At 75.2% G+C, this 14,320-nt stretch carries 13 protein-coding genes; all 13 read left to right on the top strand.

What is annotated here, in order from left to right; translation table 11 throughout:
* The first annotated feature begins 35 nt into the window (after nt 1-35).
* The 13 genes from HOQ23_RS03455 to HOQ23_RS03395 all read left to right on the top strand — a co-directional run bounded on the left by HOQ23_RS03455 (nt 36) and on the right by HOQ23_RS03395 (nt 14,311).
* Nucleotides 36-1,094, top strand: a complete 1,059-nt coding sequence (locus HOQ23_RS03455) for an acetamidase/formamidase family protein (protein WP_172211885.1) — start codon at nt 36-38, stop codon at nt 1,092-1,094.
* A gap of 5 nt (nt 1,095-1,099) precedes the next feature.
* Nucleotides 1,100-2,650: an amidase gene (locus HOQ23_RS03450; RefSeq protein ID WP_172211884.1), complete on the top strand. Its 1,551-nt coding sequence runs from the start codon at nt 1,100-1,102 to the stop codon at nt 2,648-2,650.
* A gap of 138 nt (nt 2,651-2,788) precedes the next feature.
* On the top strand, nt 2,789-3,280 hold the full coding sequence (uraD, locus tag HOQ23_RS03445; protein WP_172211883.1) for a 2-oxo-4-hydroxy-4-carboxy-5-ureidoimidazoline decarboxylase: 492 nt from the start codon (nt 2,789-2,791) through the stop codon (nt 3,278-3,280).
* The gene (locus tag HOQ23_RS03440) at nt 3,277-3,573 is read left to right on the top strand and encodes a hydroxyisourate hydrolase (protein ID WP_172211882.1); all 297 of its coding nucleotides are present in this window, start codon (nt 3,277-3,279) and stop codon (nt 3,571-3,573) included. Before uraD ends, HOQ23_RS03440 begins: the two co-directional genes overlap by 4 nt.
* A complete protein-coding gene (gene pucL, locus HOQ23_RS03435) occupies nt 3,573-4,505 on the top strand; it encodes a factor-independent urate hydroxylase (protein WP_172211881.1) in 933 nt (310 codons plus the stop codon). Before HOQ23_RS03440 ends, pucL begins: the two co-directional genes overlap by 1 nt.
* The gene (allB, locus tag HOQ23_RS03430; RefSeq protein ID WP_172211880.1) at nt 4,502-5,866 is read left to right on the top strand and encodes an allantoinase AllB; all 1,365 of its coding nucleotides are present in this window, start codon (nt 4,502-4,504) and stop codon (nt 5,864-5,866) included. The genes pucL and allB overlap by 4 nt, the downstream gene beginning before the upstream one ends.
* Nucleotides 5,863-7,083 carry an alanine--glyoxylate aminotransferase family protein gene (locus tag HOQ23_RS03425; protein WP_253945132.1) on the top strand — a complete coding sequence of 407 codons (1,221 nt, stop codon included), beginning with the start codon at nt 5,863-5,865 and terminating at the stop codon, nt 7,081-7,083. The genes allB and HOQ23_RS03425 overlap by 4 nt, the downstream gene beginning before the upstream one ends.
* Complete coding sequence (locus tag HOQ23_RS03420; RefSeq protein WP_172211879.1) at nt 7,080-8,327, top strand: allantoate amidohydrolase; 1,248 nt, start codon at nt 7,080-7,082, stop codon at nt 8,325-8,327. Before HOQ23_RS03425 ends, HOQ23_RS03420 begins: the two co-directional genes overlap by 4 nt.
* The gene (locus tag HOQ23_RS03415; protein WP_172211878.1) at nt 8,324-9,133 is read left to right on the top strand and encodes a MurR/RpiR family transcriptional regulator; all 810 of its coding nucleotides are present in this window, start codon (nt 8,324-8,326) and stop codon (nt 9,131-9,133) included. The genes HOQ23_RS03420 and HOQ23_RS03415 overlap by 4 nt, the downstream gene beginning before the upstream one ends.
* Before the next feature lies 1 nt (nt 9,134).
* Entirely contained in the window at nt 9,135-9,902 is a 768-nt protein-coding gene (locus HOQ23_RS03410; protein WP_172211876.1) for a xanthine dehydrogenase family protein subunit M, read from the top strand.
* Nucleotides 9,899-12,628 (top strand): molybdopterin cofactor-binding domain-containing protein, encoded by a 2,730-nt coding sequence (locus HOQ23_RS03405; protein WP_172211874.1) that lies wholly within the window; start codon nt 9,899-9,901, stop codon nt 12,626-12,628. The genes HOQ23_RS03410 and HOQ23_RS03405 overlap by 4 nt, the downstream gene beginning before the upstream one ends.
* The gene (locus HOQ23_RS03400) at nt 12,625-13,092 is read left to right on the top strand and encodes a nucleoside deaminase (protein ID WP_172211872.1); all 468 of its coding nucleotides are present in this window, start codon (nt 12,625-12,627) and stop codon (nt 13,090-13,092) included. Before HOQ23_RS03405 ends, HOQ23_RS03400 begins: the two co-directional genes overlap by 4 nt.
* A gap of 160 nt (nt 13,093-13,252) precedes the next feature.
* Nucleotides 13,253-14,311 (top strand): ABC transporter substrate-binding protein, encoded by a 1,059-nt coding sequence (locus HOQ23_RS03395; protein WP_172211870.1) that lies wholly within the window; start codon nt 13,253-13,255, stop codon nt 14,309-14,311.
* Nucleotides 14,312-14,320 lie beyond the last annotated feature (9 nt).

Raw genomic sequence — 14,320 nt, 5'->3', positions numbered from 1 at the left:
CGCGGCTGAAACAACCGTTCCGTACGGTCCGCCAGATGATCCTGCAGTCCGGTGCCGGCCCGATCCGGTCCTCGACCTACCTGCCCGCGGCTCCCGACACCGTGCTCTGGGGGCGGCTGCCCTGCGCCGCCGACGCCCCGGCGCTGACCGTGGATCCGGGGACCGAGGTCACCTTCGACACCGTCAGCCACGAGGGGATCCTGGAGGACCAGGGGCGCGACCCCGTGGCGTTCTTCGGCGACCACGGCGTCACCGAGGTGCTCGAGGACGCCGTCGCGATCGCGCGCAGCGACCTGCCCCGCACCTTCGGCGTCGACGGCCCGCACGTGGTCAGCCGGCCCGTGCGGGTCGCGGGCGCGGAGCCCGGCGACCTGCTGGCGATGACCGTCCTGCAGACCCTCCCCCGCGCGCCGTACGGCGTCATCTCCAACCGCCACGGCCGCGGCGCGCTGCCCGGTGAGTACCCCCTCGACGGGGCCACCTTCTCCGCCTTCGCCACGGTCAGCGAGGACGGGACCCACGGGCAGCTGCCGCTGCGCCCGGGCGGCGAGGAACGGGTGTCGTTCCCGCTGGCCCCGTTCCTCGGGGTCATGGGGGTCGCCCTGCCCGGCGCCGACCGGCCGCACTCGGTGCCGCCGGGCCCGCACGGCGGCAACATCGACATCAACCTGCTCACCGTCGGGGCCACGCTCTACCTGCCGGTCCAGGTCCCGGGCGCCCTGGCCTACGTCGGGGACCCGCACTTCGCCCAGGGCGGCGGCGAGGTGTCCCTGACCGCAATGGAGGCCCCGCTGCGGGCCACCGTGCGCCTCGACGTCGTGCCCCGCGAGGAGGCCGTACGCCGCTTCGGCGAGCTGGCCGGGCCGCTCGCGGAGACCGCGGAGCACCTGGTCCCGACCGGCCTCGACGAGGACCTCGACGTCGCGGTGCAGAACTGCGTGCGGGCCGCCATCGCCCTCCTCGCCGCCGCCTACGGCATGGACCGCTCGCTGGCCTACGCCTACCTCAGCGCCGCCACCGACTTCGAGATCTCCCAGGTCGTCGACGTGGTGAAGGGCGTCCACGCCAAGATCCGGAAGAGCGACTTCGCATGAGCGCCATGGACACCGCCTCCGTCTCCCCCGCCCCCGGCACCCCGCCGGAGGGACTGCTCGAGGCGTTCTGGGCCTACGAGCGGGCGCTGATGGAGGACGACCTCGACGCGCTCGACCGGCTCTTCGCGCCCGGCCCAACCACCCTGCGCGGGGACGCCGCCGGCCTGCTGGTCGGGCACGACGCGATCAGCGCCTTCCGGGGACGGCGCGGTGGCACGCCCCGGCGGCGGATCGTGCAGACCCACGTGCAGACCGTCGACGACGACCACGCCCTGGTGGTCGCGGTGACCGAGCTCGAGCGCGGCGGGCGAGGCCAGCAGACCCAGCTGTGGGCGCGCGGGGCCGCGGGCTGGCAGGTGACCGCGGCGCACGTCGCCGTACCGCCCCCGGCCCTGGACACCCGGATCTGGCGCGTCGTCGGCGACCCGCTCGTCGCCGCCCGCGGCACCGAGGAGGACGCCGGTCCGCTCGCCGGCGAGAGCGTCGCCGTCAAGGACCTGTACGCCGTGGCGGGGCAGCCGACCGGTGCCGGCAACCCGGCCTGGCTGGCATCGGCACCGACGGCCGAGCACCACGCCCACGCGGTCGCGCGGCTGCTCGCGGCCGGGGCCGACGTGCGCGGCATCGCGCGCACCGACGAGCTCGCCTGGTCGCTGGCCGGCACCAACCACCACACCGGCACCCCGCCGAACCCACGCGCGCCGGGCCGCATCCCCGGCGGCTCCAGCTCCGGGTCCGCCTCGGCCGTCTCGCTGGGCCACGCCACGATCGGGCTCGGGACCGACACCGGCGGCTCGATCCGGGTGCCGGCGGCGTACCAGGGCCTGTTCGGCATCCGCACCACCCACGGCGTGGTGCCGGTCGACGGCCTGGTCCCGCTCGCCCCCTCCTTCGACACCGTCGGCTGGCTGACCCGGTCCGCGGCGCTGCTCGAACGGGTGGGCGAGGCGCTGCTGCCGCTCGCGCCCGAACCGGGCGGCGACGCCGAGGTGGTGCTGGTGCCGGACCTGCTGGACCTGGCCTCGCCCGAGGTCGCCGCGGCGGTCCGCGCCGTCGCGCCCGCCGAGGCGGCCGAGGAGCGCTGGTCCATCGACGGCCTCGACACCTGGCTCGACGCGTTCCGCACCGTGCAGGCGTGGGAGGCCTGGCGCTCGCACGGCGGGTGGTTGGAGGGCCGGTTGTCCGTGCTCGGCCCGGACGTGCGCGGCCGCTTCGAGCACGCCCGCTCCGTCACCGACGCCCAGGCGGACCGCGCCCGCGTGGTGCTGACCCAGGCCCGGACCGAGATCCGGGCGCTGGTCGGTGACCGGGTGCTGCTGCTCCCCTCGGCGTCGTCGGTCGCGCCTCGGCTCGACGACGACCTGGCCGTGGTGCGGGACGCGACGATGCGGCTCACCTGCCTGGCCGGGATCGGCGGGCTCCCGGCGGTGTCGCTGCCCACCGTGGCCGGCGGGCTACCGGTCGGCGCGTGCCTGCTCGCCGCCCCTGGCCGGGACCGGGACCTGCTGCGCCGCGCCCACGACCTCACGCAGGAGCCGACCCGGGAGCCGGCGTGACGGCGCGGCGGCCTCGAGCCGGCACCGCAGTGCGAACCGAAACATCCATGCCGCGGACGTCATCGCGATGAAACCGATGTTTCGATCGGGCGTCACGAAGCCTTCCTAGCGTCAGCACTCCCGAGTGGAGGAGCAGACGTGCGGATCGAGGACTTCAACGCGATGGACGCGGCCGGCGCCGCGGACGTCCTCCGGCCCTGCGCCGCGATCCCGCGGTGGGTCGAGGCGCTCGTCGCCGGCCGGCCCTACGCCGACGCCGACGCACTCCTCGCACGCGCCGAGGCGCTCGCCGTGGGCTGGACCGGGGCGGAGGTCGAGCAGGCGCTCGCCGACCACCCCCGGATCGGCGAGCGGCACGCCGGCGACGGCACCAGCGCGGCGATGTCGCGCAGCGAGCAGTCCGGGGTGTCGCCCGAGGCCGCGCTGCAGGCCCGGATCGCCGCCGGCAACGCGGCGTACGAGCAGCGCTTCGGCCGCGTCTTCCTGATCCGGGCGGCCGGCCGCAGCGGCGAGGAGATCCTCGCCCAGCTCGACCAGCGGCTCACCCACGACCCGACCACCGAGCTCGAGGTCACCCGTGGCCAGCTCGCCGAGATCGCCGCACTGCGGCTCAGGGGGATCCTGCGATGACCACCGTGTCCACTCACGTGCTCGACGCCGGGCGCGGCGTCCCGCGGGCCGGCGTCGACGTCGTGCTCACCGACGCCGGCGGCACCGAGCTGGAGCGCGCCACCACTGACGCCGACGGCCGGATCCGCTTCGCGACCGAGGTCGCCGGCGGCCACCACACGCTCACCTTCGCCACGCGCACCGAGTTCCACCCGGTGATCCGCGTCGACATCGCCGTCGACGACAGCGAGGCGCGCCACCACGTGGCGCTCCTCCTGAGCCCGTTCGCCTACACCACCTACAAGGGCAGCTGATGGCGGGCGACGAGACTGCCCCGGTTGCCCCGGCGGCCACCGGACGGGTGGTCCTGGGCGAGAACCAGTACGGCAAGGCGGAGTGCCGCCTGGTCCGCGTCGACCGCGACACCGCGCGCCACCGGATCACCGACCTCACCGTCACCAGCCAGCTGCGCGGCGACTTCGCGGCCTGCCACACCGACGGCGACAACAGCCAGGTGGTCGCGACCGACACCCAGAAGAACACCATCTACGCCTTCGCCCGCGACGGCGTCGGCGCACCCGAGGAGCTCCTGCTGCGGCTGGCCGAGCACTTCACCACCGGCTTCCCGTGGGTGAGCGGGGGCCGTTGGGAGGCGGCGCAGCACGCCTGGGACCGGATCGCGGTCGACGGCGCCGGCCACGACCACGCCTTCGTCCGCACCGGCGGCGAGACCCGCACCTGCGTCGTCCAGCGCGACGGCGAGGAGGTCTTCGTGGTGAGCGGGCTGCGCGACTGCACCGTGCTGAAGTCGACCGGCTCGGAGTTCCACGGCTTCCCCCGCGACCGGTTCACGACGCTCGCGGAGACCGACGACCGGATCCTGGCCACCGACGTCACCGCCTGGTGGCGCTACGCCGAGCTGCCCGACGACTTCGACACGACGTACGCCGCCGTGCGCGAGCTGATGCTGACCACCTTCGCCGGGCTGCACTCGCTGGCGCTGCAGCAGACCATCTTCGCGATGGGCAAGGCCGTGCTGGAGGCCTTCCCGGGCATCGCCGAGGTGCGGCTCTCGTGCCCGAACAACCACCACTTCCTGGTCGACCTCGCCCCCTTCGGGCTGGACAACCCCGGCGAGGTCTTCCTCGCCGCGGACCGGCCCTACGGGCTGATCGAGGCGACCGTGCAGCGCGAGGGCGAGCCGCGCGAGCCGCGTGCCTGGGCGACGATCGCCGGGTTCGCATGAGCGCGGACCACCCGGGCAGCGGCGAGGTCGACGCGCGCCCCGCCGCCGTGCGCGGCCGGCAGGTGCTCCTCGACGGGGTGCTGCGGCCGGCCACGCTCCTGCTCGAGGCGGGCCGGATCGGCGCGGTCGAGGGCTTCGACCACCCGGTCGCCGGCGGCCCGGTGCTGGAGGTGCCGGCCACGTCGTACGTCCTGCCCGGTGTCGTCGACACCCACGTCCACGTCAACGAGCCCGGTCGCACGCACTGGGAGGGGTTCGCCAGCGCGACCCGGGCCGCGCACGCCGGGGGCGTCACCACCCTCGTCGACATGCCGCTCAACGCGCTGCCGCCCACGACGACGCTGGCCGCGCTGCGCACCAAGCAGGCCGCCGCCCGCGGTCAGCTCTGCGTCGACGTCGCCTTCTGGGGCGGTGCCGTGCCGGGCACCGTGGCCGAGCTCGAGGCGCTGCACGAGGCGGGGGTGCTGGGCTTCAAGTGCTTCCTCTCCCCCTCCGGCGTCCCGGAGTTCCCGCCGCTGGACCCGGCAGGGTTCGCCGCCGCCATGTCCGAGGTCGCCCGGCTGGACAGCCTGATGGTCGTCCACGCGGAGGACGCCGCCGTGCTGGAGGCCGCGCCGCAGCGCCCGAGCCGGGCCTACGCCGACTTCCTGCTCTCCCGGCCCGACGAGGCCGAGACCGCGGCGATCACCCGCGTGCTCGACGTCGCGCGCGTGACCGGCGCGCGCGTGCACGTGCTGCACCTGTCCAGCGCCCGGGCCCTGGACCTGCTGGCCGATGCCCGAGCCGACGGCGTACCGGTCAGCGTGGAGACCTGCCCGCACTACCTGTGCCTCGAGGCCGGCGCGATCCCCGACGCGGCCCCGCAGTTCAAGTGCTGCCCGCCGATCCGCGACGCCGCCAACCGCGAGCAGCTGTGGCAGGGCCTGCTCGACGGCGTCATCGACGTCGTCGTCTCCGACCACTCCCCGGCCACCGCCGAGGAGAAGGGCCGGGGCGGCGGCGACCTCCAGCAGGCGTGGGGCGGCGTGTCCGGCCTCCAGGTGGGGTTCACCGCCGTCGCCGCCGAGGCCGCCGCCCGCGGCATCGGGATCGACCGGGTCGCGCGCTGGATGTCGACCGGCACCGCCGACCTCGTCGGCCTCGCCCACAAGGGCCGGATCGAGGCCGGCGCGGACGCCGACCTCCTGGTCCACGACCCGACCGGGCGTACGCCGGTGCGCGCCGAGGACCTGGCCCACCGCAACCCGATCACGGCGTACGACGGGCTCACGCTCGCCGGCCGCGTCACCACCACCCTCGTGCGGGGCCGCGCGACCGCGGACCCCCGCTGGGGCCGGATGCTCGAGAGGACGCCGACATGACCGACCCGACCCGCCAGATCGACCCGCCGCCGCGGCTGCTGATGGGCCCGGGCCCGATCAACGCCGACCCGCGCGTGCTGCGGGCGATGTCGGCGCAGCTGGTCGGCCAGTTCGACCCCGCGATGACGGCGTACATGAACGAGACGATGGCGCTCTACCGCGCCGTCTTCCGCACGGAGAACGAGCACACGCTGCTCGTCGACGGCACCTCGCGCGCCGGGATCGAGGCGGCGCTGGTCAGCCTGATCGAACCGGGCGACCGGGTGCTGGTGCCGGTGTTCGGCCGGTTCGGCCACCTGCTGGTGGAGATCGCCGAGCGGTGCGGCGCCGAGGTGCACACCCTCGAGGTGCCCTGGGGCGAGGTGTTCGCCGCCGAGCAGATCGAGGCGGCCGTCGCCGCGACCCGCCCCCGGGTCCTCGCGGTCGTCCAGGGCGACACCTCCACGACGATGTGCCAGCCGCTCGCCGACCTCAGCGAGATCTGCCGACGCCACGACGTGCTGCTCTACTGCGACGCCACCGCCAGCCTCGGCGGCAACGAGCTCGCCACCGACGCGTGGGGACTCGACCTGGTCACCGCCGGGCTGCAGAAGTGCCTCGGCGGGCCCTCCGGCAGCGCACCCACCACCATCTCGCCGCGCGCCGCCGCGGTCATCGAGGGCCGCCGGCACGTCGAGGCCGGCATCCGGGAGGACGGCGAGCAGGGCCGCGGCACCCGGATCGCCAGCAACTACCTGGACCTCGCGCAGGTCATGGACTACTGGGGCCCGCGCCGGCTCAACCACCACACCGAGGCCACGACCATGCTCTACGGCGCCCGCGAGTGCGCCCGGCTGCTCCTCGAGGAGGGGCTGGAGGCCGCCGTCGCGCGCCACGCGCTGCACGGGCGGGCGATGCTCGCGGGAGTGCAGGGCCTGGGCCTGCGGGTCTTCGGCGACCTCGCGCACAAGATGCACAACGTGGTCGCGGTGGAGATCCCCGACGGCGTCGGCGACGACCGCACCCGCGCGGCCCTGCTCGAGGACTTCGGGATCGAGATCGGCACCTCCTTCGGCCCGCTCCACGGGCGGGTCTGGCGGATCGGCACGATGGGCGTCAACGCGCGCCGCGACGCCGTCCTCACCACCCTCGCCGCCCTCGAGCAGGTGCTGCGCGGCGCAGGGGTCGCGGTGACACCCGGCGGCGGCGTCGGCGCGGCGCGGGAGGTCTACGCATGAGCACCGCCGCCCTTGCCCTGGCCCGCTGCGACGAGCTGGCCGCGCTGAGCAGCCGCCCGGACGCGATCGAGCGGATGCACCTCACCGCCGAGCACGCCCGCGCCAACGCCCTCGTCGCCGGCTGGATGGAGCAGGCGGGGCTGCGCCCCTGGCAGGATGCCGCCGGCAACCAGTGCGGGCGCCGCGAGGGCACGATGCCCGGGCTGCCCGCCCTCCTGCTCGGCTCGCACCTCGACACGGTCCCCGACGCCGGGCGGTACGACGGCCCGCTCGGCGTGGTGATGGCACTCGCGGTGGTGGAGCGGCTGCGTGAGCGCGAGCTGCCCTTCGCCCTCGAGGTGGTCGGGTTCGGCGACGAGGAGGGCGCCCGGTTCGGCACCGCGCTGCTCGGCAGCCGCGCGTTCGCCGGCACCTGGGAGGAGGCCTGGTGGGACCTGAGCGACCGCGACGGCACCACCCTGCGCGAGGCGTTCCGCGACTTCGGCCTCGACCCGGCCCGGGTCGGCGAGGCGGCCCGGCGACCCGAGCAGCTGGTCGGCTACCTGGAGGCCCACATCGAGCAGGGCCCGCACCTGGAGGCCGCGGACGCCTCGCTGGGCTACGTGACCACCATCGCCGGCGCGCGCCGCTTCGCGATCACCGTGCTCGGCGAGGCGCGGCACGCGGGCGGGACGCCGTACTCCCGACGGCGCGACGCGCTCGTCGGCGCCAGCGAGGTGGTCACCACCGTGGAGCGGCTGGCCCGGGCGACCGGCGACCACGGGTGCATCGCGACCGTCGGGCGGGTCGAGGTCTCCCCCGGCGCCGTCAACGTGGTGCCCGGCCGGGTCGACCTCACCCTCGACCTGCGCGCCGCCACCGACGCGGCCCGCGACGCGATGTGGGAGATGATCCTGGCCGAGGCCGAGGCCTCCTGCGCCGCGCGCGGCCTGGCCCTCGAGGCCGTCGAGACCCACCACGCCTCCGCCGCGCCGTGCGCGCCGTGGCTGCAGCAGGCCGTGGTCGCCGGGATCGCCGCCACCGGGGACGCCGACCCGATGGGGCTGTGGAGCCGGGCCGGCCACGACGCGATGGCGGTGGCCGCGGTGAGCGACATCGCGATGCTCTTCGTGCGCTGCGCCGACGGCATCAGCCACCACCCGGACGAGGCCGTGCGCGAGGTCGACGTCGCCCGCGGCATCGACGCGCTCGAGCAGGCGGTGCTCGAGGTGGCCCGGACCGTCGCGGGGCGGGGCGCGGCATGAGGATCGATGAGCGGATCGCGCGCCGCCACGCCACGCTGACCCCGCAGGAGCGCAAGGCGGCCACGACCCTGCTGGACCACCTCGACGACCTCGCGACCTACCGCGCCGCCGAGCTCGCGGTCCTCGCCGGGGTCTCCAAGGCCACCATGAGCCGGCTCTTCCGCCGCCTCGGGTTCGCCGACTTCGACGAGGTGCGCGAGCACCTGCGCGCGCTGCGCAGCGCCGGCGAGCCCCGCCGCGTCGACGGGTCCCCCGACCTTGCGGTGCACGCCGCCGCCGAGGGCGACGCGATCACCCGGGTGCTGCACCAGCCCGCCATCACCGAGGCCGCGCACCTCCTGGCCACCGCCGGACGGGTGCTCGTCGTCGGGTGGCGCAACAGCCACCCGGTCGCCCTGCACCTGCGCCAGCAGCTGGTCCAGGCGCGTGCCGGCGTCGCGCTCGCGCCCCTGCCCGGCCAGGTGATCGGCGAGGAGCTCGTCGACCTCGGCGCGGGCGACGCCGTCGTCGTTCTCGGGTTCCGCCGGCGTCCGCGGGGCTTCGCGGAGTTCCTCGACGCCGCCGCCGGCACCGGCGCGCGGGTCGTCCTCGTGGCCGACGCGACCGCCCTGCCGCTGGTCGACCGGGTCGACGTGTGGATGGAGTGCCCGGTGCAGACCGGGCTGGCCTTCGACAGCTACGCCGCCGCGATGAGCCTCGTCGGCGTCCTCGCCGACGCCGTGCTCTCCGCGTGCGGCAGCGCCGCCCGGGACCGGGTGAGCGCGATCAGCCGGACCTACGACCTGCTCGGCGAGCTGGAGGCCTGAGATGGACCTGACCCACGTGACCTCGTACCGCTGCCCGACCACCCGCGCCGGCCTCGGTCTAGCCCCCGGCGAGACCGTGCTGGGCGGCGGGACCTGGCTCTTCTCCGAGCCGCAGCCCGCGACCACCGGGCTGGTCGACCTCACCGCCCTGGGCTGGCCGGCGATCGAGGAGCTCGACGACGGCACCCTGCGCATCGCCGCGACCTGCACGGTCGCCGAGCTGGTCGCCTCGCCCCTGCTCGGCCCACTGGCACCGCTGGTCCGCTCGGCGGCCGATGCCTTCCTGATGTCGTTCAAGATCCAGCACGCCGCCACCGTCGGCGGCAACATCGCGCTTGCGCTCCCGGCCGGCGCGATGATCTCGCTGACCGCCGCGCTCGGCGGCACCGCCGAGGTCTGGACGCCGGACGGCGGCGTACGCCGGGAGCCCGTGGCCGCCCTGGTCCGCGGCGTACGACGGACCTCGCTGGCGCCCGGCGAGGTGCTGCGCGCGGTCGACGTCCCGCCGGGGCCGCGCGCAGCCCGTAGCGCGTTCCGCCGCGCCGCGCTCACCCCGCACGGGCGCTCCTCCGCGGTCGTGGTGGGGGTCGGTGACCGGGTCACGCTCACCGCCGCCACCACCCGCCCCGTGGTGCTGGCCGCCGACCGGCTCGAGGAGGGGCTCGCGGCGGTGGACTGCTGGTACGACGACGCCCACGGCGCCGCGGACTGGCGCGCCGACGTCACCGCCACCCTCGCCCGCGAGGTCGTCCGGGAGCTGGCCGCATGATCCTCGACGGCACCCCTGTCACCTCCGCCCCCGCCCCCGGCCAGTGCCTGCGCAGCTGGCTGCGCGAGCTCGGCAGCACCGCGGTGAAGAAGGGCTGCGACGCCGGCGACTGCGGCGCCTGCTCGGTGCTCGTCGACGGGCGCCCGGTGCACTCCTGCGTGCACCCCGCCGTCCGCGCCGTCGGCCACGAGGTGGTCACCGCGGCCGGGCTCGGCACGCCGGAGGAGCCGAGCCCCGTGCAGCAGCGCTTCCTCGACGCCCAGGGCTTCCAGTGCGGCTTCTGCACCGCGGGGTACGTCGTCACCGCCTCGGCGCTCGCCGCGCCCGACGGCACGATCTGCGATCGGGGCAGCCACGGCGGCGTCGGCGTCGATCTGGAGGCGGCCTTCAAGGGCAACCTGTGCCGTTGCACGGGCTACCGCTCGATCCGCGACGCGTTCGCCGGCACCACCAACGTCGTCCACGCCAGCACCGAGGACCACGCCTCGCAGCCGCGCGGCTTCGGCTGCTCGGTCGCGGCTCCGGCGGGCCCGCGGATCGTCACCGGCCGCGAGGAGTACACCCTCGACCTCCCGCTCGACGGGGTGCTGCACCTCAAGCTGCTCCCCAGCCCGCACCCGCACGCGCGGATCACCCGCATCGACACCGCCCGCGCCGAGGCGCTGCCCGGCGTGCATCTCGTGCTCACCCACCGCGACGCCCCCGACGTGCTCTACTCCACCGCCCGGCACGCCAGCCGTCTCGACGACCCCGACGACACCCGGCTCCTCGACGACGTGGTGCGCTTCCGCGGCCAGCGGGTCGCGGCCGTCGTCGCCGACTCCGTCGCCGTGGCCGAGCGCGCGCTCGCCCTGATCGAGGTCGAGTACGACGTGCTGGCCTCGGTGCACGACCCCGAGGCCGCCCGCCGCCCCGGCGCACCGCTGGTGCACGGCGAGAAGCAGGCGGCGCAGGCGCGGATCGCCGACCCCGGGCGCAACGTGGTGGCCGAGTCCCACGGGGAGGTGGGCGACGTCGCGGCCGGGCTGGCCGCGGCCGCGCACCGGGTGCACGGCACCTGGCGCACCGCGCGGGTCAACCACGCGGCGCTCGAGACCCACGGCGCCCGCGGCTGGCTGGACGAGGAGGGCCGGCTGGTGGTGCGCAGCAGCACCCAGGTCCCGTTCCTGGTCCGCGACGAGCTGGCGCACGTGCTCGGTCTCGACCCCGAGCGGGTGCGCGTGGTGACCGGTCGGGTGGGCGGCGGGTTCGGCGGCAAGCAGGAGATGCTGGTCGAGGACGTCGTCGCCCTGGCGGTGCTGCGCACCGGCCGCCCGGTCCAGCTCGACCTCACCCGCGAGGAGCAGCTCACCGCCACGCCGGGGCGGCACCCGGTGCGGGTGGAGGCCGAGCTCGGCGCGGACGCCGACGGCGTGCTCACCGCGATGCGCCTCGACGTGCTCAGCGACACCGGTGCCTACGGCAACCACGCCCCCGGCGTGCTCTTCCACGGCTGCCACGAGTCGGTCGCTCTCTACCGCTGCGCCAACAAGCGGGTCGACGCCGAGGCGGTCTACACCCACAACGTCCCCTCCGGCGCGTTCCGCGGCTACGGGCTGGGCCAGGTGATCTTCGCGATCGAGTCCGCTCTCGACGAGCTCGCCCGGGAGGTCGGGCTGTCCCCCGCGGAGATCAGGCGCCGCAACGTCGTGCGCCCCGGCGACGAGTTCGTGGTCAACGGGCCGGCCGACACCGACCTCGTCTTCGGCAGCTACGGGCTCGACCAGTGCCTCGACCTGGTCGAGGAGGCGCTCGCGCGTGGCGACGGCGACCCGGCACCGCCCGGCTGGCTGGTCGGCGAGGGGATGGCCGCCGCGATGATCGCCACCATCCCGCCGCGCGGGCACCACACCGACGCGACCGTCACCCGGGAGCCCGACGGCACCGTGACGATCGGCGTGGGGTCGGCGGAGTTCGGCAACGGCACCGCCACCGTCCACGTCCAGCTGGTCGCCGAGGAGCTCGGCCTGGACCCCACCCGGGTCCGACTGCGCGCCGGCGACACCGACGCCGCGGCGTACGACACCGGGGCCTACGGCTCCACCGGCTCGGTCGTCGCCGGCAGCGCGGTGCTGGCCGCCGCGCGGGACCTGCGGCGGCGCCTCGCCGCCGGGGAGGACGCCAGGGATGCCACGGACGCTGCGGACGGCCGCGTGGTCGGTTGCGGCGAGCACCACGGGTCCCCGCGCTCGGTCGCCTTCAACGTCCACGGGGTGCGGGTCGCCGTCGACCCGGTCACCGGGGAGCTGCGCGTGCTGCGCTCGGTGCAGGCCGTCGACGCCGGCGTGGTGATCAACCCCGAGCAGCTGCGCGGCCAGGTCGAGGGCGGCGTCGCCCAGGGCCTCGGCAGCGCGCTCTACGAGGAGGTGCGCCTCGGCGAGGACGGAGAGGTCCTCACCCGCACGCTGCGCGACTACCGCGTGCCGCAGATCGGGGACCTGCCGCCCACCGAGGTGCTGCTCGCCGACACCTACGACGTGCTCGGCCCGCACGGCGCGAAGTCGATGAGCGAGGCGCCGTACAACCCGGTCGCGCCGGCGGTCGCCAACGCGGTCCGCGACGCGCTCGGCGTCCGCCCCCACGAGCTGCCGATGAGCCGGGACCGGCTCTGGCGCCTGGCCTGCAACGCCCGTTCCAGCACTGTTGACGACACCGCTGCCGTCGCACCCGTCCGGGAGGACTCATGACCGACCACACCTGGCTCGAACGGGCCGTCGCGCTCGCCGTCGCGAACGTCGCAGCCGGCGGCGGCCCGTTCGGGGCGCTGGTCGTCCGCGACGGCGAGCTCGTCTCCGAGGGCATCAACCGGGTCACCCCCGACCTGGACCCGACGGCGCACGCCGAGGTGGTCGCGATCCGCCGCGCGTGCGCCGCGCTGGGCGACTTCTCCCTCGAGGGCTGCACGCTCTACTCCTCCTGCGAGCCCTGCCCGATGTGCGTCTCGGCGTCGCTGTGGTCCCGCCTGGACGCGGTCGTGTACGCCGCCGACCGCGACGATGCCGCCCGCGGCGGCTTCGACGACCGGGCGATCTACGACCTGCTGGGCGCCGACCGGGCCACCTGGCCGATGACGGTCGCCGCGGTGCCGCTCGGCGAGCGATTCGCGCCGTTCGAGGCCTGGCTGGGCAACGACGCCCGGACGCCGTACTGAGCCGGCACCGACGCGCGTTTTAACCAGTCCGAAACCTGCGCCGCCCGGCCCCGAAACCCCCCGCTCCTACGTTCCGGGACAACACGAAACGGCCGTGCCGGGACGGCATCCACCTGCACCCGCTCGAGCGTCGCTCGAGCCCTCACAGACGGAGCACCTCATGACCCCACGATCGCGCGCCACCCGCGCCGGAGCCCTCCTGGCCGCGGCGGCCCTCACCCTCTCCGCCTGCGGGTCCGACGACAGCGAGGCCGACACCCCGTCCGGCGACGGCGGTGAGCACGGCGCGATCACCCTGCAGCTGTCCTGGATCAAGAACGCCGAGTTCGCCGGCGAGTTCTTCGCCGACTCCGCGGGGCACTACGAGGACGCCGGCTTCACGAAGGTCACGATGGACCCCGGCCCCGGGGCGATCGAGACGCTGGTCGCCACCGGCGACGCCGACTTCGGGCTCAGCAACGCCGTCTCCGCCGCCCAGGTCATCGCGGCGGAGGACGCGCCGCTGAAGATCGTCGGCACGAAGTTCCAGAAGAACCCCTTCACGATCCTCTCGCTCGCCGACGGCGGCGACATCGCGACGCCGCAGGACCTGGTCGGCAAGAAGATCGGCGTCCAGGCCGGCGGCAACGAGACCCTCTTCGACGCCCTGCTGGAGGTCAACGGCATCGATCCCGAGGACGTGGAGAAGGTCCCGGTCGAGTACGACCCTGCGCCCCTCGTCGACGGTGAGATCGACGGCTTCCTGGCCTACATCACCAACGAGTCGATCACCGTGCAGGCCCAGGGCCTGGAGGTCACCAACCTCCCCTTCGCCGACAACGGCCTGCCGTTCGTCGCCGAGTCGGTGATCACCACCGAGCAGATGATCGCCGAGGAGCCCGAGAAGGTGAAGGCGTTCCTCGAGGCGGAGATCCGCGGCTGGCAGGACGCGCTGGCAGACCCCGCCGAGGGTGCCCGGCTGGCGGTCGAGGAGTACGGCAAGGACCTCAAGCTCGACATGGACAAGGAGCTCGAGCAGTCCCGGGTGCAGACCGAGCTGATCGTCACCCCCGACGTCGAGGAGAACGGCCTGTTCACGATCTCCGACGAGCTCATCGAGCAGGTCCTCGTGACCCTCGACGCCGCCGGCATCTCCATCGAGGCCGAGGAGCTCTTCGACCTCTCGCTGCTCGAGGAGCTGCTCGAGGAGCAGCCCGAGCTGACCGAGCTTCCCTCCTGAGAGGACCCG

The organism is Nocardioides sp. zg-DK7169 (assembly GCF_013155365.1).
In the GTDB taxonomy this organism is placed as follows: Bacteria; Actinomycetota; Actinomycetes; order Propionibacteriales; family Nocardioidaceae; genus Nocardioides.
The sequence above is the reverse complement of the archived record's forward strand: the minus strand, read 5'-3'. Positions and strand labels throughout refer to the sequence as shown.